Source organism: Roseibium polysiphoniae (assembly GCF_014842925.1).
Taxonomy (GTDB): Bacteria; Pseudomonadota; Alphaproteobacteria; order Rhizobiales; family Stappiaceae; genus Roseibium; species Roseibium polysiphoniae.
This window is the reverse complement of the sequence record NZ_JACYXJ010000005.1, coordinates 397,936-416,757: the sequence shown is the minus strand read 5'-3', so window position 1 is coordinate 416,757 and position 18,822 is coordinate 397,936. Positions and strand designations below refer to the sequence as shown.

The window sequence follows — 18,822 nt, the reverse complement described above, 5'->3', positions numbered from 1 at the left end:
ACTCTCAGGTCAGGCCATGGGCCGAACCTGCGGGAATTCAGGCGTTGCGCGCACGGGCGGCACCGCCAGCAAGCGACGCAACGAGATCCGTAACCGCAGTAACAGTCTTATCGGTTGCCTTTCCGGCATCATCAAGGCTGTCACGAATAGCATTCACAAGCACCGATCCAACGACCACGCCATCAGCGTTTTTGCCGATAGCCTGTGCGTCTTCGGCCGTTTTCACGCCAAAACCAACCGCGACAGGAAGAGCCGTATGACCTTTGATGCGCTGAACCGCGTTTGAAACATTGGTCACGTCAAGCGCACCGGTTCCGGTGATCCCGGTCACAGACACATAGTAGACAAAGCCGGAGGTGTTGGCGAGCACCGCAGGAAGGCGCTTGTCGTCGGTCGTCGGCGTGGCAAGACGGATGAAGTTCAAGCCTGCATCAAGCGCCGGAATACACAATTCTTCGTCGGCTTCGGGAGGAATGTCGACGATGATCAGTCCGTCAACGCCAGCATCCTTGGCCTCGACAACGAATTTCTTCGGATCGCGGATATAGATGGGATTGTAGTAGCCCATCAGGATGATCGGCGTATCCGGATCATCTTCACGGAATTCGCGCACCATCTGGAGCGTTTTGTCCATGGTCTGACCAGCGGCAAGCGCGCGTTGGGTCGCCAGCTGGACCGGAACGCCTTCGGCCATCGGATCGGAAAACGGCATGCCGAGCTCGATGACATCGGCACCTGCGGCGGGCATGGCTTTCAGAACCGCTTTGGATGTTTCAAGATCCGGATCGCCTGCCGTGATGAAGGTCACCAGAGCCGGGCGGTTTTCATCCGCACAGGCCTTGAAGCGGCGATCGATACGCGTTTCCGTCATGCTATTCCTACCCTGCTACGCTTGAAACGCGGGAACCACCAGCATTTCAGTTCCGTTTGGATGTAGTGGGCAGGATTGCCTCATGTCAATCCGCCTTCGCCACCCGACGCATCGAATTGATGGTCGCCGGAAGGTAAATTCGAACAAACAGCTTACCCGTGGTCGTAGATTTTCGCGTAGACCGTCTGCGAAATCTCATCCCGCTTCAGACCAAGGTTGGCGAGTTCTTCGTCGCTCATGCCTGCGAGATCCGCATAGAGAACCTTGGCAGCACGCGCGCGACCAATGCTTTCGCAAGTCTCCAGGAAGGAACGACCGAGGGAAGACGCAATGCTGGAAATTGTTTCGATTGGAGAAGCAGCGTGGGAAAGAGCCATTTGGCGACCTTTCTGGTTTTTCAAGATGGTGATGGCCAAACCTGAGAAAGAATTAGGCATTGGCTTAAGTCGCCCAAATAATAAGCCGTCTATTTTGCAATGCAATATATCGATGGTGCGCAGCAGCACTGCGTTCATGGCATAGCGCGCCGTCGAAAGCGGGCCCTTCACCACCGTGAAACGCATAGCGCGCAGATCAGATGCGCGATAAAAGCAGTGGCGATGCACTCAGTGCGCATTATATTAGCCAGCGTAGCCCATAGCAAACCAACAACAAGGGAGACACCCATGGCTCTTGCCCCTCAACTTGATAGCAATACCGACCTCTCCACCTTCTGGAACCGGGTCAAATCCTATGTCCCGACCGGCAAACCTGCTGAAAGCCTCTTTGAAAGAGACGTCACGACCCCAGCCAGCCAATCCGCCGAGCAAATGGATGCGCGCGGCAGGCAGGCCTTTCTTATTGCCCGTATTGCTGCAGTGGGAATGGGTGGCCGCTGATCGGGCGACCGCCTGAAAACACAAAAGCCGCCGGCAAAACTGCCAGCGGCTTTGTCTTATCTATATTTTTTCAGTGCTTTAGAGATCAAAGCCCAGCATTTCGCCGACTGCGAAGACATCCTTGTCGCCGCGACCACAGAGGTTCATGACGATAATCTGATCCTTGTCCATGGTCGGCGCCAGCTTGGTGACATGGGCCAGAGCATGAGCCGGTTCGAGGGCAGGAATGATCCCCTCCACCTTGGTCAGAAGCTGGAAAGCCTCGAGAGCTTCATCGTCCATGGCAGGAACATAGCTAACCCGGCCGGTTTCCTTGAGCCATGAATGCTCGGGGCCGATGCCGGGATAGTCGAGGCCGGCCGAGATCGAATGCCCTTCGAGGATCTGGCCATCATCATCTTGAAGCAGGTACGTCCGGTTTCCATGAAGAACGCCGGGCTTGCCTGCGGTCAGGGACGCGCAGTGCTCTTCGCCTTCAAGACCTCGACCACCGGCTTCGACACCATAGAGCTTTACGCCGGGATCATCGAGGAACGGATGGAATAGACCGATTGCGTTGGAGCCACCGCCAACAGCAGCAACCAGGGCGTCTGGCAAACGGCCTTCAGCCGCCATCATCTGCTCGCGCGTTTCCTGACCAATCACAGCCTGAAAGTCACGGACCATTTCCGGATAGGGATGCGGGCCGGCCGCGGTTCCGATCAGGTAATAGGTGTCATCAACGTTGGTGACCCAGTCACGAAGCGCTTCGTTCATGGCGTCCTTGAGCGTACCGGCACCTGCCGTGACCGGGACGATCTCGGCTCCAAGAAGCTTCATGCGGAAGACGTTCGGCTTTTGCCGCTCCACATCCGTCGCGCCCATATAGACCACACAAGGCAGACCAAAGCGGGCGCAAACGGTAGCCGTCGCGACACCATGCTGCCCAGCGCCGGTTTCCGCGATGATCCGCGTCTTGCCCATGCGCTTGGCCAGAAGAATCTGACCCAGGCAGTTGTTGATCTTGTGCGATCCGGTGTGGTTCAGCTCGTCACGCTTGAAATAGATCTTCGCGCCGCCGAGGTGCTCCGTCAGCCGTTCGGCAAAATACAGCGGCGACGGCCGTCCCGTATAATGCGTGTTGAGCTCTGTCACTTCCTCGGCAAAAGCCGGGTCGTTCTTCGCAGCTTCATAGGCCTTTTCAAGGTCCAGGATCAGCGGCATCAGGGTTTCGGCGACATAGCGACCACCAAAAATCCCGAAATGGCCGCGCTCGTCCGGTCCGGACCGCATGCTGTTCGCCATCGTGGTCAACGCAAGTTACTCCCCTGCCACTTTTGCGCCTCGGGCGGCTGCCACGAAAGCGCGAATAAGTTCTACATCCTTGACGCCTCGCTCCCGCTCCATGCCGGAGGATGCGTCGATCGCCTTCACACCACTTTGGGCAATTGCGTCAGCAACGTTTGACGGATCAAGTCCCCCCGAAAGCATGAAGGGCTTGGAAAGGTCAAGGTCTTTGAGCAGAGACCAGTCGTAGGAAACGCCGTTGCCGCCCGGTACATCCGACCCTTGAGGCGGTTTGGCGTCAAAAAGGATCATGTCAGCAACGATAGAGTAGAACTGCGCCTGTTCAAGGTCCGCGGCCTCGGAAATCGGAACCGCCTTCATGACCTTTTTCTTGTACATGACCTTTGCGGCGGCACAGGCTTCCGGCGTTTCGGAGCCGTGAAACTGAAACCAATCAGGCGCAACCAGCTCGTTGATCCGCGACAGTCCGTCCAGGTTCATGTCGACCGTCAGGGCAACAATCTCCGCCTTGCCACGCGCCATGTCCGCCAGCTTGCAGGCCTGTGACAGCGATACGTGACGCGGGCTCTTGGGAAAGAAGACAAGCCCGATCATGTCAGCGCCGGCATCCAGCGCCGCCTGCATGGTTTCTTCGGTCGATAGACCGCAGATTTTGATGATGAGATCAGCCATGGGTTCGAGATATCGCCGCTGAAGAAGACTTTGTCAAAAGAGAATGCCCGAACGCAGCAACAGAACTCAAACCGATTTCTTGCTCGACATTTGGGCCACACACGTTTTTGACGAGCGAGGCGGCACCAAGGACACTACAAGGATGTCAGATAGTGCTTCCAATGTGATCGGAAAGATCGAATGCTGAACTGGTCGCAATCGAGGTCGAGCGGACCTTCTATTCTGTTTCTTCATGCCGCCGGCTTTGACCAGCGCATGTGGCAGGAGACGATCGGCTTACTGCCTGATTACCGCTGCATCACGATGGACTTGCCTGGACATGGGCTCAGCAAAGCCACGGCTTTAAAAACCTTTGCTCAAGCCGCCGATGAGGTCGCCCTGACTATTCGGGCAATGGGAGATGGTCCGGTCCACGTCGCCGGCGTATCCATGGGTGCCTATATTGGGTTTCAATATCTGCTTCGTCATCCGGATCTGGCAAAAACCGCTGTTTTAAGTGGTTTCCAGCATAAGCCAATCCAGATTCCAAGAGCCGCATCCATCATGATGGATGCGTCATCCTGGCTCATGGGGCTAAAATCCATTCGCGAAAAGATGGCCCGATCTATGGGCATTCAAGATGTCAATCTGATCAGCGCCCTGGAGGGTTCTGCAAATTGTTCAGCCAAGACAACACGCCTCGCCAGTCGTCTTGCCTTAAATTTCGATGCGGAGGCAGCGCTACCAAAGGTGAAAACAAAGACACTTGTTCTCGCCGGGGCCAAGGAACATTCGGCGATCAAGGAAAGCCTGTCAGCGTTCAGCAGTTTGCCCAACGGCGCGGCCCGGATTGTACCGGACCTAGGCCATGGCTGGATTGGACAAGCTCCGGATCTCTTTGCTGATGCCCTAAGGGCCTGGATCCAAGATTCCCAACTTCCTCAAAGGCTCGTTTCGCAAACCCCGACCTAGACTTCCGCTTAGGTCACATTAAACGCCGCAATGGCAGCCATGTTGACGATGTCGCTGTCCTTGGCTCCCATCGGCACGATCTGAACCGGCTTGTCGAGCCCGACCAGAAGCGGCCCGATCACCGTGGATCCGCCAAGTTCCTGCAGCATCTTTGTGGAGATCGAAGCTGAGTGGAATGCAGGCATGACCAGAACATTGGCAGGGCCGGTCAGACGGCAGAACGGGTAGGAGGCCATCTTGTCCATGTTCAGGGCAATGTCAGCGGCCATTTCACCGTCATACTCGAAGTCTACCCGGCGACGGTCGAGTATCTTCACGGCTTCCTGAACCTTCTCCGACCGCTCGCCCTTCGGATGCCCAAAGGTGGAATAGGCCAGCATGGCAACCCGCGGCTCATATCCGAGCTTGCGCGCGACATGTGCTGCCTCTTCGGCGATATCGGCCAGTTCTTCCGATGTCGGCATGTCGATGACCGCCGTGTCGGCAATCAGGACAGTGCGACCACGGGCGAGGGCCAGCGAGACACCGATGACACGGTGGCCCGGCTTGGTGTCGATGCAGGCACGGACGGTGTCGAGGGCGACCGAATAGTTTCGCGTCAGGCCGGTGACCATCGCATCCGCATCACCGCGCGCCACCATGATGGCGCCCCAGTAGTTACGGTCGTTGTTGACCATGCGCTGACAGTCGCGGAGGAGGTAGCCCTTGCGCTGCAGACGGCCAAACAGGAACTGGGCATAATCGCTGTTACGATTTGAAAGACGCGCATTCTGAATGACGATGCCGGGCCGGTTGATATCGACGCCTGCGGCAAGGGCAACGGATTTAACCTCGTCCTCGCGGCCGATCAGGATGGCTTGGCCGAGTCCCTGGTTGACGAAGCTGACCGCCGCCCGGATGACTGGCTCCTCCTCGCCCTCGGCGAAGACAACACGCTTTGGCATCTGGCGGACCTTGGAGAAAATCCGCTGCAGGGTTCCTGCGACCGGATCGCGGCGCGCAGAAAGCTGCTGCTTGTAGACTTCCATGTCGACGATCGGGCGGCGGGCAACCCCTGAGTCCATCGCAGCCTGAGCGACGGCCGGCGGGATGGACGAGATCAGACGCGGATCGAAGGGAACGGGAATGATGTACTCCGGTCCGAACTTCGGGCGATTTCCGCGGTAGGCTGCGGCAACCTCATCAGGCACTTCCTCACGGGCGAGCTCTGCCAGCGCCTGGGCACACGCCACCTTCATTTCATCATTGATGGTCGTCGCCTGCACATCCAGCGCGCCCCGGAAGATGTAAGGAAAGCCAAGAACATTGTTGACCTGGTTCGGATAATCCGACCGGCCTGTCGCCACGATGGCATCATCGCGCACCTCCGCTGCCTCTTCCGGTGTGATTTCCGGATCCGGATTGGCCATGGCAAAAATGATCGGGTTCGGCGCCATTGCGCGCAGCATGTCGTGGGTCAACGCGCCCTTGACCGATACGCCGAGGAAAACGTCAGCCCCTTTCAGGGCGTCATAGAGTGAACGTGCCTCGGACTCAACCGCGTGGGCAGACTTCCACTGGTTCATGCCTTCTGCGCGGCCTTTGTAAATGACGCCCTTGGTGTCGCAGAGGATGACATTCTCATGGGGCACGCCCATGGCCTTGATCAACTCGATGCAGGCAATGCCAGCTGCGCCCGCGCCATTGCAGACGACCTTTACGGTTTTCATGTCCCGGCCGGTCAGGTGAAGCGCATTGATCATGCCCGCCGCGGCGATGATTGCCGTGCCGTGCTGATCGTCATGAAAAACCGGAATGTCCATCAACTCGCGCAAGCGCTGTTCGATGATGAAACAGTCGGGCGCCTTGATGTCTTCCAGATTGATGCCGCCAAAGGAGGGCCCGAGGTACCGGACGGAATTGATGAACTCCTCGACCTCTTCCGTGTCGACTTCCAGATCGATGGAGTCCACGTCGGCGAAGCGCTTGAAGAGGACCGCCTTGCCCTCCATGACCGGCTTGGACGCCAGGGCCCCCAGGTTGCCCATGCCCAGGATTGCGGTGCCGTTTGAAATGACCGCGACCAGGTTGCCACGCGTCGTGTAGTCGAAGGCGCGACTGGGATCATCAGCAATAGCGCGAACCGGAACCGCTACGCCGGGCGAATAAGCCAGTGACAGATCCCGCTGGGTCGCCATCGGTTTGGTTGGCGTGACTTCGAGCTTTCCCGGCCTGCCTTCCTGATGGAACTGAAGCGCTTCCTGGTCGGTGAAGCTGACGGACGTTTTGGAGGTCTTGTCGTTGGCGGACATGGTTTCGGCGTTTCCTTTTTCGGCCTTCTTGCGCGGTCGTGGGCAAGACCTTATCCCCTGAAAATTGCCCACTCAAGGCGAGATCGGGCATAGCATTTGTGAAAGCACGAAAAGGGTTTGCTACTTTCGCCTCATGTCAGAAAACCAGTCTCTCAAAGCGCCGCAGGCGGAAGCCCGCGTCACCCCGATGATGGCCCAGTTCATCGAGATCAAGACGGCCAATCCGGACAGCCTCCTGTTCTACCGGATGGGAGATTTCTACGAGCTGTTTTTCGACGACGCCGAAGTTGCTGCCCGGGCACTGGGCATTACCTTGACGAAGCGCGGCAAGCACCTTGGCGAAGACATTCCCATGTGCGGGGTCCCGGTCCATGCGGCTGATGACTATCTGCAAAAACTGATTTCGCTCGGCCATCGGGTTTCCGTGTGCGAGCAGACTGAAGATCCGGCCGAGGCGAAAAAACGCGGCTCCAAATCAGTGGTGCGCCGGGATGTGGTGCGGCTGGTGACGCCGGGAACGCTGACCGAGGAGCGGCTGCTCGATTCCAGCGCAAACAACTTCCTGTCCGCCATGACGAGGTTGCGCGGCGGATCGCTCGCAGGCGACAGCGTTTATGGCCTGGCGTGGATCGACATGTCGACGGGGTCGTTTCAGGTCGCCGAGACGGATGACCAGCGGCTTGCGGCCGATCTCGCCCAGATTTCCCCGCGTGAGTTGATCCTGCCTGACACCCTCTTGCAGGAGGCTGATCTTCGGCAAACCGCAGAACAGCTGGGCGGTGCCCTGTCGCCCGTGCCGCGTGCCTTCTTCGACAGTTCGACCGCCGCAGATCGCCTGGCTCACTACTTCGGCGTCAAGACGCTCGACGGCTTTGGCACCTTCTCCCGCGCAGAGCTGTCCGCAGCGGCCGGCATTCTTGCCTATATTGAAAAGACCCAACTGGGCGAACGACCGCCACTGGATACGCCCACGCGTGAGGCCGGCGCCGGGCGCATGCTGATCGATCCGGCGACGCGGGCAAACCTGGAGCTGACCAGAACCCTTGGCGGAGAAAAACAGGGCAGTCTGCTGGCAACCATTGACCGGACGGTCACTGGCGGTGGTTCACGGCTTCTTTCAAGCCGGCTCGCCGGCCCCCTGATCAATCCGGATGAAATCTCGCGCCGTCACGACGCGGTCGAGTTCTTCCTGGAAAATGAAATGATGCGCGAAGGCCTGCGCCAGACGCTGAAAGGTGCGCCGGATATGGCCCGCGCCCTGTCCCGGATTGCCCTGCAACGTGGTGGCCCACGGGATATTCTTTCTATTGCACAAGGCCTTACCGCCGCCCGAGCGGTTCTGAATCAAACCGGAAGCGTTTCCGCCACCATTCCTGCAGAAGTCGCGGCCGCCCGCGCAAGCCTTGATGCAGCGCCTCACGCACTGGGCGAAGAGCTGGTCACCGCGATCAAGGAAGATCCGCCCCTGCTGAAACGAGATGGCGGGTTTGTTGCGTCGGGCTACAATTCCGATCTCGACGAGCTCAGATCTCTTCGGGATGAATCGCGAAAGGTCATCGCCCGGCTCCAGGCGGACTATTCCGAAGAGCTCGGAATTCGCTCCCTGAAGATCAAGCACAACAACGTTCTTGGCTGGTTCATCGAAGCGCCAACCGCACAGTCGGAAAAACTGACCTCCGACCCGGCGCGTTTCATCCATCGCCAGTCCATGGCGGGCGCGATGCGGTTCACGACCACAGAACTCGCGGATCTGGAATCCAAGATCGCCAGTGCCGGGGAACGGGCCTTTGCGATCGAGACCGAGATCTTCGAGCGACTGGCGGGCGAAATCATCTCGGCGGGTGATGCCATCAAGGCTGCCGCGCAGGGCCTCAGCATTCTGGACGTCTCTGCAGCGCTCGCGAAATTGGCACAGGAAGACAGCTACATCCGACCCCAGGTCGATGACAGCCGCGCCTTCAACATCGTCAGTGGCCGTCACCCGGTGGTGGAACGCGCGCTCAGGACATCCGGCGGTGAGAGCTTTGTTGCAAACGACGCTGATCTTGGGCCTGAGGAAGAAGAACAAACGGGCCGCATCTGGCTGATCACCGGCCCCAATATGGCCGGTAAATCGACCTTCCTGCGCCAGAACGCACTGATTGCCGTTCTTGCGCAAATGGGATCCTTCGTTCCAGCCGCATCAGCTCATATCGGCGTTGTCGACCGACTTTTCTCACGTGTGGGCGCAGCCGATGATCTGGCACGCGGCCGGTCTACCTTCATGGTCGAAATGGTCGAAACGGCCGCGATCCTCAATCAATCCGGCGACCGCTCCCTTGTGATCCTGGATGAGATCGGCCGCGGTACAGCGACCTTTGACGGACTGTCGATCGCCTGGGCAACGATTGAACACCTGCACGAGATCAACAAGTCGCGGGCTTTGTTCGCCACGCACTACCATGAGCTGACCGCGCTCTCGCAAAAGCTCGACCGGCTGTCCAACGCCACCGTGCAGGTGAAAGAGTGGAAAGGCGAGGTGGTCTTTCTGCACGAAATCGTGCCTGGCGCCGCGGATCGCTCCTATGGCATTCAGGTTGCGAAACTTGCTGGTCTTCCGTCCAGCGTTGTCGAGCGGTCTAAAGCGGTTCTCAGTCAGCTTGAGGAGCAGGACCGACGGTCACCGGCAGAATCCTTGATCGACGAATTGCCGCTCTTCGCGGCGCTGACACCGACGCCCAGCGCTGCTACGGACTCAGGCGAGCCTGATCTTCTTGCTCAAGAACTCGATACGATTGACCCGGACGACATGACGCCGCGCGAGGCACTGGAAGCGCTTTACCGGCTCAAGGCAGCGCGCTCAAACCGGGATCAGATCTGATTTGGCTTCATCAAGGCGTGACAGAAATCGCCTAAACGCATAGGCTTCAGACGCTCTTCCTCATCTGCGTTCATTCTCGCGCAGCACCAATCGGATTGAAACATGATTGCCTTGCCTGTCCTGCCCAAGCAGGGCCTCCATATCGTGTTTCTTCTCGTCCTCGGCTCAACCTGCACCGCATCGCTTGTGCCGGCCATGGGCTATTTCATTGTCGAGGGCCTGCAACAGCCGCCGTGGAAAATCGGCCTCTACACTGGATTGGTGACGCCGCTTACCATGTTGGTGAACCGCCGGTTTGGACGGTTGCTCGACGGGTCCGTACCTGTTCGAAAGCTGCTTGGCCTGTCCGTCGGTTGCTACGTGCTCTTTGCCGGTCTGCTGGCCAGCGGCCCACGTTTTGAAGTTCTCGTCTTAGCTGGTGCACCGATGATGGCGATTGCCAATGGTGCGACAGCCACAACCTTCACCTTCGGCCGGCTATATGCAAACGCCAATGACATCGACGCAGGCCGCTTCAACGCATTGCTGCGAATGGGCGTTTCGCTCGCGTGGATGATCGGGCCAGCGCTGACCTTCGTCCTGATCGCCGAGATCGGTTTTCAAAAAACCTATTTTCTGTCGGCCGCTCTTGGCCTTGTCTGGCTGGCAAGCTGGTATTTTCTGGTGCCGGGCGGTTTCACCGCGCCGCCCAAGACCCGTAAGGATGAGCCGGCCAAGCGCATGGATTGGGCGCTTTTGCTCGCAGCTCTCTGCTGCACCATGTTTGCACTGGCCAACGTTCTCTTCACCACCGCGGCCCCGCTCTTTTTCATCAAGGAAGCAGGCCTGCCGGGCTTTACACCGGGCATGGCGCTTTCGATCAAGTGCTTTGTCGAGATCCTGGTGATTTTCGCAGCCGCCCGGCTTGCGGAACGTTTTGGCGCGCGGCAAGTCCTCCTGGTCGCCGCTCTTCTTGGCGTTTTTGCGTTCGGCCTCATGGCCCAGGTCACGACAGTGGCGGAGGCAGCTGCCTATGCTGCCCTGGAAGGGCTGTACTACGGCCTCTTTGCCGGCATCGCCATCACCTACGTCCAAAGCTTCATTCCTGAAGAGCCCGGCAAGGCGACCGCAATCTACATGAACAGCCTGTTCCTCGGTGGCATGATTGGTGGAGTTTCGATGGGCTTCATCGCCGACGTCTTCGATTTTCAGATGGTCGTATACGCTGCTGGCGGCGTCGGCGCCCTTGCCTTCGTGGTCCTGATCTTGACTAAAAGGACGGGGCGGCGCGTATCCTGACGACTATCGCGAAAGCCGATGATCAGATTTGATCTGATCAATTTCCGCCTGCATCACCCGGAAGGCATCAAGAGCGAGACGCTCCTCCTTCGTGAGATCGCCAAGCTTGGGTTCGAGCTTTTCGATGAGGACATTCAGAGCATCGCCCATGCGCCCGAGCTGGCGCCCGTAACTGCCGACTTCCTGAAGGACCTTCTGTTCGATCTCAGGTGCCGGCGACCTGCCGAGATTGATGTTGATCAGACCGAACTGACTGCCAAAGGCCTTGAACATGTCAAACCAGGGATTGATGGCCTGGGTGACGTCACCGGAAAGAGGGAGTCGGAACTCGGGCATTGCAGGAAGCCTCTTGTTACCTCGCGCAGCCTTTGCGGGACGCGGACATGAAAGGTGGCAACAAGTTACAGCAAGCCTGCCCGCTATGCGTGCTCAAATAAAAAGCGCACTACAGTAGATGCGCTGCAACGCTCAGATACTGCCTGCCTTGGCGGTGGCAAGGGCATTGGCCATCGCGCCGGCAAAACTGGTGCGATCTTCAGGGTTCAGGAAATTTCCGATGTCGATATGTTCGCCTCTCGAACTCAAAGACAACCGGGTGACGCCTTCATCTTCGAGGCGGGTCATCGACATGCGCACCCACAAGGGATTGAAGCGAAATTCCTGATGACGTTTTCCCGGCCCGACCTTTCGCACGACAATTTCGTGCGCCGAAACCACAACTTCCTCATAGGTCTTGGCCGACACATAGTTCAGCCTGAACGCCAACCAGATGAGCAGGACATCCAGGCCGAAAAAACCGAAGACCGGCCAAGCGCCGATCGCCAGAAAGGCAATTCCGGAGATGAAACTCACCGCGCCGACACACAACATGAAAACCATGAAGCCGCGCGGGCTCAACGAACGATAGGGCGTCAGCACGGCCGAGAAGAAGGGCTCTTCAGTGCTGTAGGCATCGTTTTCAGGCTCGGGTTTCGGATTGTCGGCTGTCATGAAGAAAGATTATAGAGTGGGCATGGCAGATTCAAAGATCACAAAGCGTCGCGCCACGTCTCCAGCGACTGCGACAAAGAAAAAGACCGCGCCGAAACGGAAAGCGCCGTCCGTCGACAATCCGGGCAAAGTCTTGAAGCGGTCCCGCTATACCAAGGCAGAGACCTACGCGATCTTTCAAAGATTTCATGCAGATAACCCCGAACCCGAGGGCGAACTGGACTATGTGAACGCCTACACATTGCTTGTGGCCGTGGTCTTGTCCGCACAGGCGACGGATGTCGGCGTCAACCGCGCAACAAAACATCTGTTTCAGATCGCCGACACTCCGGAAAAGATGGACGCGCTTGGCGAAGACAAGGTTCGCGAGGAAATCCGCACGATTGGCCTTTACAAAACCAAGGCCAAGAACGTCATCCTCCTTTCGCAGCAGCTGCTTCGTGATCACGGCGGCGAAGTGCCCGATGACCGTGAAGAACTGGAGAAGCTGCCTGGCGTTGGCCGCAAGACGGCGAATGTGGTGCTCAACATCTTCTTCGGCCAGCCGACAATCGCGGTCGACACGCATCTGTTCAGGCTCGGCAACCGAATTGGCATTGCTCCGGGGAAGACGCCGCTGGATGTCGAAAAGGCCATGGAGCGGATCATCCCGCCGGAATTCAGCCTGCACGCGCACCATTGGCTGATCCTTCACGGCCGCTACATCTGCAAGGCGCGCAAGCCCGAATGCAAACGCTGTCTCATCTACGATCTCTGCAAGAGTCCCGACAAAGAGCCCTATGACGCCACTCCGGAGATCGCCGTGCGCACCGCTGCGCTTGTCGCCGCCGGCAAAACCCGTCTGGATGCGGAATGAATGTCCCGAACGCGACGCAGCGACTGAAGTTTCGTGAGGCGAATGAGGCCGACGCCGCGTTCTTTCTGAAGCTGATGAACGAGCCGGACTATCACCGTTACATCGGCAACAGGCAGATCTCGGACCTCACAAAAGCTGCCAATTATGTGCGTGAGAAGCTGATCCAGAGCTATCGAAGCAATGGTTTCGGGTTTTGGTTGGTGACCAGGCTGAGCGATGGTGAGCCGCTCGGAATTTGCGGGATCGTGGAGCGCGAGGGATTTGATGGTCCGGATCTCGGCTATGCCTTTCTCGCAGAACACGGCGGATCAGGTTTTGCGCGAGAAGCGGCCCATGCAGTTCAGAAGCATGCGGAACGCGAACTCGAGTTGACGCAGCTTCTTGCCATCGTCACACCCGACAACAGCCGGTCCATCAAATTGCTGCAAAAGCTTGGATTTACGCGATCAAACGAGATGGTTTTTCCGGGAACGGACGATCTCGTTGATATCTATTGCTGGAAAGCTGCGCTCGACTAGACGAGCTGCGAGCTGGTGCAGCAGGTCCTAGTCTTTCTGACGGACCCGGACGATCACATCGACGCGAACAACTTCCATCCCGTCCGGCGCCTGCGGTATACGGCCGATGCCGACGCCTTCACCTGGAATATCGATGACCTTGTTCTCACCTTCGATGAAAAAGTGATGGTGATCCGAGACATTGGTGTCGAAGTAGGTCTTGTTGCCATCAATCGCGACTTCTCGCAAAAGACCGGCTTCCGTGAACTGATGCAGCGTATTGTAGACCGTGGCCAGAGACACGGGAACATCGGCATCGACGGCTTCTTCATGCAGCAATTCAGCTGAAATATGCCGGTCGCCCTTGGAATAAAGAATCTCGGCGAGTGAGACACGCTGCCTCGTTGGGCGCAAGCCTGCGCTCCGGAGCATGTCAGTCACATTGTGTTCGGCATGATGTGTTTGCATCGTGTCGGTCATTCCCAGATCTTGCTTCCGAGGTCTTTTGCCTGTTGCAGCACCCTACCTAAACGTAGTGTCCGCAGTGTTAATTGGCAATCAACCGGGATATTCAGCCTATAATTGGCATTTCTTGGCTCATGGATGCAAGTTTTTCCTCAACCTCATTTCGTCTATCGTCAGACCCATCCTTGAAGGAATTGCGGCTGTGGCCGGTTCAAACCGCGTATTTTGGCTTAAAGTTACGAGAAGGGTGATCTTTCGGACCGGTTTCCCCTGTGTTAGGAAGGCGCCCTAACAAATCGATCAAAACCACCATCCGGCGAGCCGTTCGGGCGAAACCGGGTGCGAGAGATAACAACGGACCTCGAATGACCGAGCGGCGATCCAGCTACGAATACGAAGACCTTCTTGCTTGCGCACGTGGCGAGCTATTTGGACCCGGCAACGCACAATTGCCGCTGCCCCCCATGTTGATGTTCGACCGGATCACGGAGATTTCCGAAACCGGTGGCGAATTCGACAAGGGCTTCATTCGCGCTGAATTCGATATCAAGCCCGACCTCTGGTTCTTCCCCTGCCACTTTCAGGGCAATCCGGTGATGCCGGGCTGCCTGGGCCTCGACGCCATGTGGCAGCTGACCGGATTTTTCCTCGGCTGGCTCGGCCTTGAAGGAAAAGGCATGGCGCTTTCGACCGGCGAAGTGAAGTTCAAAGGCATGGTCACGCCGGAAGTCAAAAAGGTCGAATATGGCATCGACTTCAAGCGGATCATGAAGGGACGTCTTGTTCTGGGTATCGCCGACGGCTGGCTAAAAGCCGACGGACAGCCCATCTACAAGGCAACCGATCTGCGCGTCGGTCTTGCCAAGGGCTAAAAGGCCTTACGACATAGCTATCAGTGCACAATTCGATCCGGCGCCCTCGCGTGCCGGATTGCCTTATGAAAACAAACCCGACCGGACGGCCGTGCACGCTGAACCGGCGGATGAGAAATCTGAATAGGAGACCGCGATGAGGCGGGTGGTTGTCACCGGAATGGGTATTGTGTCGTCGATCGGCAACAACACCCAGGAAGTTCTTGCAAGCCTTCGCGACGGCAAGTCGGGCATCAGTTTTGCATCAGACTACGCAGAACACGGCTTCCGCAGTCAGATCCACGGCATGCCGAGCATCGACATTCCGTCGCACGTTGACAAGCGGAACCTCCGCTTCATGGGCGATGGCGCGGCTTACAACTTCATTGCCATGGAACAGGCGATCGCCGACAGCGGTCTTGAAGACACCGACATCTCGAATGAGCGGACGGGTCTGATCATGGGCTCTGGTGGTCCGTCGACGAAAAACCTCTTCCAGGCGCACAAGATCGTCATTGAAAAGGGCGCACCCAAGCGCATGGGCCCGTTCATGGTGACCCGCGGCATGAGCTCGACCAACTCGGCCTGCCTTGCGACCCCCTTCAAGATCAAGGGCATCAACTATTCAATCACGTCGGCCTGTTCGACGTCGGCGCACTGTATTGGCGCTGCGACCGAGCAGATCCAGTTCGGCAAGCAGGACGTCATGTTCGCCGGTGGTGGCGAGGAACTGGACTGGACGCTGTCCTGTCTGTTCGACGCCATGGGCGCCATGTCTTCCAAGTACAACGACACCCCCGAAACGGCCTCCCGCGCCTATGACGCGACCCGCGACGGTTTCGTCATCGCCGGCGGCGGCGGCGTTGTGGTTCTTGAGGAACTGGAACATGCCAAGGCCCGCGGCGCGAAAATCTATGCGGAAGTGACCGGCTACGCTGCCAATTCTGATGGCTACGACATGGTCGCCCCATCGGGTGAAGGTGGCGAGCGCTGCATGCGTCTGGCAACATCCACCCTGGGCGAGCGCAAGGTCAACTACATCAACTCCCATGGCACATCCACGCCCGTTGGCGACATCGGCGAGATCCAGGCCATCCGCCGCGTTTTCGGCGAAAATCAGCCTCCGGTGTCCTCGACCAAGTCTCTCACCGGCCACAGTCTGGGCGCGACCGGCGTTCAGGAAGCCATCTACTGTCTGTTGATGCTGGAAAACGACTTCATCACCGCGTCGGCGAATATCACTGAACTTGACCCTGAGCTGAAGGACGGCGAGATCGCCACCAAGCGCATCGACGATGCCGGCCTCGATACGGTTCTATCCAACAGCTTCGGCTTTGGCGGCACCAATGCGTCGCTGGCCCTGTCGCGCTTCCACGGGTGAGGACTCGAATATGTCTGACATCATGAAGGGCAAACGCGGCCTGGTGATGGGTGTGGCCAACGACCACTCCATTGCCTGGGGCATTGCCAAGACGCTTGCCGACCACGGCGCTGAGCTTGCTTTCACCTATCAGGGTGAGGCCTTTGGCCGCAGGACCAAGCCGCTGGCTGACTCCGTTGGTTCCAACCTGCTTCTGCCGTGCGATGTGGAAGACATCGACAGCGTGGATGCGGTTTTCGCAAAGCTGAAGGAAGAGTGGGGCACCATCGACTTCTTGGTGCACGCCATCGGCTTTTCCGACAAGAGCGAGCTAAAGGGCAAATATGCAGACACCACACGGGATAATTTCTCCCGGACCATGGTGATCTCCTGCTTCTCCTTCACGGAAATCACCAAGCGCGCGGCCGAACTGATGCCAAATGGCGGTTCCATCATCACCCTGACTTATGGCGGCTCCACCAAGGTGATGCCGAACTACAATGTCATGGGTGTTGCCAAGGCGGCTCTGGAATCCTCCGTACGCTACCTGGCAGCCGATTATGGTGAGCAGGACATCCGCGTGAATGCGATCTCGGCCGGTCCGGTTCGCACGTTGGCAGGCTCCGGTGTTTCCGATGCCCGGCTGATGTTCAACTATCAAAAGCGCAATGCGCCACTGCATCGGACAGTTTCGCTTGAGGAAATCGGCGGAACAGGACTTTACCTGCTGTCTGATCTGTCCGGTGGCGTGACCGGTGAGATTCACTTCGTTGACAGCGGCTACAACATCATGTCGATGCCGCGTCTTGAAGAACTCAAGACCCAGGAAGCCAAGAGCGACTAGGGTTCAGGCATTCTTGCCAAACAAAAAGGGCGGCCTTGATGGCCGCCCTTTTTCATTCTGAAGATCATCAGATGACCGATCAGTCGATCAATTCATCCGGATAGACGCCAAAAAGACGCGTCTGATCGATCCAGCCGTCATATCCCTCGCCATGGACGCGGCACCAACCACCAGCGCATCCATCAACCGTGGCCAGTACATTCGCCTGCAACTCGGCCACCATTTGAGCATCCGACTTGGAACGCGCTCTCAGAGGCGTTTGAACCGCATCGTCCCACGGCGTTACCAGAGCCGTCCTGCGACCGGACAGCAAGGAATGGAACACCCAGCCTTCCTTGCCTTCCCAGTCGCGTATGCGCCGCCAGTTCTCGAATTCCTGAATGATCTCGACCGGCAGACCAGCCTGAACAAAGGTCCAGGCAACGTCGTGGTCCCTCGACGGGCCAATGCGAACATTGACGCGATCCGATTTCAGACTGACGAAACGGGGAACCGGCAATCCGCTGGCGCCCGTTTTGGTTGCCTGGGAAAAAGCCTCGATCGGCGAAAGCGCAAGGACTGCAAACAGAAGTGCGGCGGAAAGGACATCCTTCAACGAGGTCATCAATCGGGCCATATTATTCGCTTGTCCAATTGTTAAGTGTGAGCAACATCATGCAAAACCTGTAGCGAAGTTGGCGTCCGAAAACCAGCGCGCTCCAAAAGGGACCGTTGGAAAGGAGAGGGCTCCCGCATCCCCTTGTTTCTCACTTGCCATCTCGGTAAGGAGAAAGGGTGTGGCGTGCGCGTTCTCCGCAAGGTGCGCTATGGTGGAACCGTTGTGGTTAACGTGACCTCAACGATACGCAAAGGCAGGGAACATGGCGAAAAAGAAGCCAGTGGTCGTCGTGACCCGGAAACTTCCGGATGTGGTTGAGACGCGCATGCGCGAACTCTTTGAAACACGCCTCAATGAAAACGATCGGCCATTCAGCCAGGCAGAACTGGTGGACGCTGTGAAAACGGCTGATGTGCTGGTGCCGACTGTCACCGACCGCATCGATGCTTCAGTCCTGTCCCAGGCAGGGCCTAATCTGAAACTGATTGCGAACTTTGGTAATGGCGTCGACAACATCGACGTTTCAACCGCCAACAACCGCGGCATCAACGTCACCAACACACCTGGCGTGCTGACGGAAGACACCGCAGACATGACCATGGCGCTGATGCTGGCCGTGCCGCGACGTCTTGCTGCGGGCATCAAGGCCCTGGAATCAGGCGAATGGGCCGGATGGTCGCCGACCTGGATGCTTGGCCACCGGATCTGGGGCAAGCGCCTCGGCATCATCGGCATGGGCCGCATCGGCCAGGCCGTTGCGCGACGCGCCAAGGCCTTCGGCATGTCCATCCACTATCACAACCGCCGGCGTGTCACGCCCGATATGGAAGAAAGCCTTGAGGCCACCTATTGGGAGAGCCTCGACCAGATGCTGGCCCGCATGGATGTCGTCTCAATCCATTGCCCCCATACGCCGGGAACCTTTCACCTTCTGTCAGCGCGGCGTCTGAAGCTGCTCAAGAAGGATGCCTATGTGGTCAACACGGCCCGTGGTGAGGTGATCGACGAAAATGCGCTCATCCGGATGCTTGAAGCAGGCGACCTGGCTGGCGCAGGACTGGATGTTTTCGAACATGAGCCTGCGGTCAATCCGAAGCTGGCATCGCTGGAAAACGTGATGCTGCTGCCGCATATGGGCTCGGCCACCATCGAGGGCAGGATCGAGATGGGTGAAAAGGTCATCATCAACATCAAGACCTTCATGGACGGGCATCGCCCGCCGGATCGCGTCTTGCCGTCAATGCTTTGACTTGATTTGCAGCATGGGCTGGTT

The 18,822-nt window shown here is 57.9% G+C and carries 19 protein-coding genes; 10 read left to right on the top strand and 9 right to left on the bottom strand.

Annotated features, from left to right (window positions below):
- Positions 1-37: 37 nt before the first annotated feature.
- On the bottom strand, positions 38-871 hold the full coding sequence (gene trpA, locus IG617_RS15055; RefSeq protein WP_192110060.1) for a tryptophan synthase subunit alpha: 834 nt from the start codon (positions 869-871) through the stop codon (positions 38-40).
- 152 nt (positions 872-1,023) lie between these two features.
- Complete coding sequence (locus tag IG617_RS15050) at positions 1,024-1,434, bottom strand: DUF1127 domain-containing protein (RefSeq protein ID WP_192110059.1); 411 nt, start codon at positions 1,432-1,434, stop codon at positions 1,024-1,026.
- 102 nt (positions 1,435-1,536) lie between these two features.
- Between IG617_RS15050 and IG617_RS15045 the strand changes: the two genes are divergently transcribed.
- Entirely contained in the window at positions 1,537-1,749 is a 213-nt protein-coding gene (locus IG617_RS15045) for a hypothetical protein (RefSeq protein ID WP_192110058.1), read from the top strand.
- A gap of 78 nt (positions 1,750-1,827) precedes the next feature.
- Here the strand turns inward: IG617_RS15045 and trpB are convergent, their stop codons facing one another.
- Positions 1,828-3,033: a tryptophan synthase subunit beta gene (gene trpB, locus IG617_RS15040; RefSeq protein WP_192110218.1), complete on the bottom strand. Its 1,206-nt coding sequence runs from the start codon at positions 3,031-3,033 to the stop codon at positions 1,828-1,830.
- Between the two features lie 15 nt (positions 3,034-3,048).
- Positions 3,049-3,708 (bottom strand): phosphoribosylanthranilate isomerase, encoded by a 660-nt coding sequence (locus IG617_RS15035; protein WP_192110057.1) that lies wholly within the window; start codon positions 3,706-3,708, stop codon positions 3,049-3,051.
- A 180-nt stretch (positions 3,709-3,888) separates the two neighbouring features.
- Between IG617_RS15035 and IG617_RS15030 the strand changes: the two genes are divergently transcribed.
- Positions 3,889-4,659 carry an alpha/beta fold hydrolase gene (locus IG617_RS15030; RefSeq protein WP_192110056.1) on the top strand — a complete coding sequence of 257 codons (771 nt, stop codon included), beginning with the start codon at positions 3,889-3,891 and terminating at the stop codon, positions 4,657-4,659.
- Between the two features lie 8 nt (positions 4,660-4,667).
- Here IG617_RS15030 and IG617_RS15025 read toward each other — a convergent pair whose 3' ends face one another.
- Positions 4,668-6,950, bottom strand: a complete 2,283-nt coding sequence (locus IG617_RS15025; protein WP_192110055.1) for an NADP-dependent malic enzyme — start codon at positions 6,948-6,950, stop codon at positions 4,668-4,670.
- 133 nt (positions 6,951-7,083) lie between these two features.
- On the opposite strand from IG617_RS15025, the gene mutS reads away from it, so the two are divergent.
- Positions 7,084-9,810 (top strand): DNA mismatch repair protein MutS, encoded by a 2,727-nt coding sequence (mutS, locus tag IG617_RS15020; RefSeq protein ID WP_216859586.1) that lies wholly within the window; start codon positions 7,084-7,086, stop codon positions 9,808-9,810.
- A gap of 102 nt (positions 9,811-9,912) precedes the next feature.
- Positions 9,913-11,088 carry an MFS transporter gene (locus IG617_RS15015; protein ID WP_192110054.1) on the top strand — a complete coding sequence of 392 codons (1,176 nt, stop codon included), beginning with the start codon at positions 9,913-9,915 and terminating at the stop codon, positions 11,086-11,088.
- A 3-nt stretch (positions 11,089-11,091) separates the two neighbouring features.
- Here IG617_RS15015 and IG617_RS15010 read toward each other — a convergent pair whose 3' ends face one another.
- Both IG617_RS15010 and IG617_RS15005 read right to left on the bottom strand, forming a co-directional pair.
- Positions 11,092-11,424 (bottom strand): hypothetical protein, encoded by a 333-nt coding sequence (locus IG617_RS15010; protein WP_192110053.1) that lies wholly within the window; start codon positions 11,422-11,424, stop codon positions 11,092-11,094.
- Positions 11,425-11,556: 132 nt separating this feature from the next.
- Positions 11,557-12,078, bottom strand: a complete 522-nt coding sequence (locus IG617_RS15005) for a DUF2244 domain-containing protein (protein WP_192110052.1) — start codon at positions 12,076-12,078, stop codon at positions 11,557-11,559.
- A gap of 22 nt (positions 12,079-12,100) precedes the next feature.
- Here IG617_RS15005 and nth point away from each other — a divergent pair, with 22 nt between their 5' ends.
- Both nth and IG617_RS14995 read left to right on the top strand, forming a co-directional pair.
- A complete protein-coding gene (nth, locus tag IG617_RS15000) occupies positions 12,101-12,934 on the top strand; it encodes an endonuclease III (RefSeq protein WP_192110051.1) in 834 nt (277 codons plus the stop codon).
- The gene (locus tag IG617_RS14995; RefSeq protein ID WP_192110050.1) at positions 12,931-13,452 is read left to right on the top strand and encodes a GNAT family N-acetyltransferase; all 522 of its coding nucleotides are present in this window, start codon (positions 12,931-12,933) and stop codon (positions 13,450-13,452) included. The genes nth and IG617_RS14995 overlap by 4 nt, the downstream gene beginning before the upstream one ends.
- 27 nt (positions 13,453-13,479) lie before the next feature.
- On the opposite strand, the gene irrA is transcribed toward IG617_RS14995, so the two are convergent.
- The gene (gene irrA / locus IG617_RS14990) at positions 13,480-13,911 is read right to left on the bottom strand and encodes an iron response transcriptional regulator IrrA (protein ID WP_162858393.1); all 432 of its coding nucleotides are present in this window, start codon (positions 13,909-13,911) and stop codon (positions 13,480-13,482) included.
- A 350-nt stretch (positions 13,912-14,261) separates the two neighbouring features.
- Between irrA and fabA the strand changes: the two genes are divergently transcribed.
- The 3 genes from fabA to fabI all read left to right on the top strand — a co-directional run bounded on the left by fabA (position 14,262) and on the right by fabI (position 16,951).
- A complete protein-coding gene (fabA, locus tag IG617_RS14985) occupies positions 14,262-14,768 on the top strand; it encodes a 3-hydroxyacyl-[acyl-carrier-protein] dehydratase FabA (RefSeq protein ID WP_153771643.1) in 507 nt (168 codons plus the stop codon).
- Positions 14,769-14,904: 136 nt separating this feature from the next.
- Entirely contained in the window at positions 14,905-16,128 is a 1,224-nt protein-coding gene (fabB, locus tag IG617_RS14980) for a beta-ketoacyl-ACP synthase I (RefSeq protein WP_192110049.1), read from the top strand.
- A 10-nt stretch (positions 16,129-16,138) separates the two neighbouring features.
- A complete protein-coding gene (gene fabI / locus IG617_RS14975; protein ID WP_192110048.1) occupies positions 16,139-16,951 on the top strand; it encodes an enoyl-ACP reductase FabI in 813 nt (270 codons plus the stop codon).
- A gap of 79 nt (positions 16,952-17,030) precedes the next feature.
- Here the strand turns inward: fabI and IG617_RS14970 are convergent, their stop codons facing one another.
- The gene (locus IG617_RS14970) at positions 17,031-17,567 is read right to left on the bottom strand and encodes an SH3 domain-containing protein (RefSeq protein WP_254170565.1); all 537 of its coding nucleotides are present in this window, start codon (positions 17,565-17,567) and stop codon (positions 17,031-17,033) included.
- A gap of 244 nt (positions 17,568-17,811) precedes the next feature.
- On the opposite strand from IG617_RS14970, the gene IG617_RS14965 reads away from it, so the two are divergent.
- Positions 17,812-18,798, top strand: a complete 987-nt coding sequence (locus IG617_RS14965; RefSeq protein ID WP_192110047.1) for a 2-hydroxyacid dehydrogenase — start codon at positions 17,812-17,814, stop codon at positions 18,796-18,798.
- The last annotated feature ends 24 nt before the right edge of the window (positions 18,799-18,822 follow it).

Excerpts from the sequence above, each read along its gene's own strand:
- mutS (WP_216859586.1), top strand. The coding sequence starts at position 7,084 with ATGTCAGAAAACCAGTCTCTCAAAGCGCCGCAGGCGGAAGCCCGCGTC.
- fabI (WP_192110048.1), top strand. The coding sequence starts at position 16,139 with ATGTCTGACATCATGAAGGGCAAACGCGGCCTGGTGATGGGTGTGGCC.
- nth (WP_192110051.1), top strand. The coding sequence starts at position 12,101 with ATGGCAGATTCAAAGATCACAAAGCGTCGCGCCACGTCTCCAGCGACT.
- fabA (WP_153771643.1), top strand. The coding sequence starts at position 14,262 with ATGACCGAGCGGCGATCCAGCTACGAATACGAAGACCTTCTTGCTTGC.
- IG617_RS14970 (WP_254170565.1), bottom strand. The coding sequence starts at position 17,567 with ATGGCCCGATTGATGACCTCGTTGAAGGATGTCCTTTCCGCCGCACTT.
- IG617_RS14965 (WP_192110047.1), top strand. The coding sequence starts at position 17,812 with ATGGCGAAAAAGAAGCCAGTGGTCGTCGTGACCCGGAAACTTCCGGAT.
- IG617_RS15030 (WP_192110056.1), top strand. The coding sequence starts at position 3,889 with ATGCTGAACTGGTCGCAATCGAGGTCGAGCGGACCTTCTATTCTGTTT.
- fabB (WP_192110049.1), top strand. The coding sequence starts at position 14,905 with ATGAGGCGGGTGGTTGTCACCGGAATGGGTATTGTGTCGTCGATCGGC.
- IG617_RS15010 (WP_192110053.1), bottom strand. The coding sequence starts at position 11,424 with ATGCCCGAGTTCCGACTCCCTCTTTCCGGTGACGTCACCCAGGCCATC.
- trpB (WP_192110218.1), bottom strand. The coding sequence starts at position 3,033 with ATGGCGAACAGCATGCGGTCCGGACCGGACGAGCGCGGCCATTTCGGG.
- irrA (WP_162858393.1), bottom strand. The coding sequence starts at position 13,911 with ATGACCGACACGATGCAAACACATCATGCCGAACACAATGTGACTGAC.
- IG617_RS15005 (WP_192110052.1), bottom strand. The coding sequence starts at position 12,078 with ATGACAGCCGACAATCCGAAACCCGAGCCTGAAAACGATGCCTACAGC.
- IG617_RS15045 (WP_192110058.1), top strand. The coding sequence starts at position 1,537 with ATGGCTCTTGCCCCTCAACTTGATAGCAATACCGACCTCTCCACCTTC.
- IG617_RS14995 (WP_192110050.1), top strand. The coding sequence starts at position 12,931 with ATGAATGTCCCGAACGCGACGCAGCGACTGAAGTTTCGTGAGGCGAAT.
- IG617_RS15025 (WP_192110055.1), bottom strand. The coding sequence starts at position 6,950 with ATGTCCGCCAACGACAAGACCTCCAAAACGTCCGTCAGCTTCACCGAC.
- trpA (WP_192110060.1), bottom strand. The coding sequence starts at position 871 with ATGACGGAAACGCGTATCGATCGCCGCTTCAAGGCCTGTGCGGATGAA.
- IG617_RS15015 (WP_192110054.1), top strand. The coding sequence starts at position 9,913 with ATGATTGCCTTGCCTGTCCTGCCCAAGCAGGGCCTCCATATCGTGTTT.
- IG617_RS15050 (WP_192110059.1), bottom strand. The coding sequence starts at position 1,434 with ATGCGTTTCACGGTGGTGAAGGGCCCGCTTTCGACGGCGCGCTATGCC.
- IG617_RS15035 (WP_192110057.1), bottom strand. The coding sequence starts at position 3,708 with ATGGCTGATCTCATCATCAAAATCTGCGGTCTATCGACCGAAGAAACC.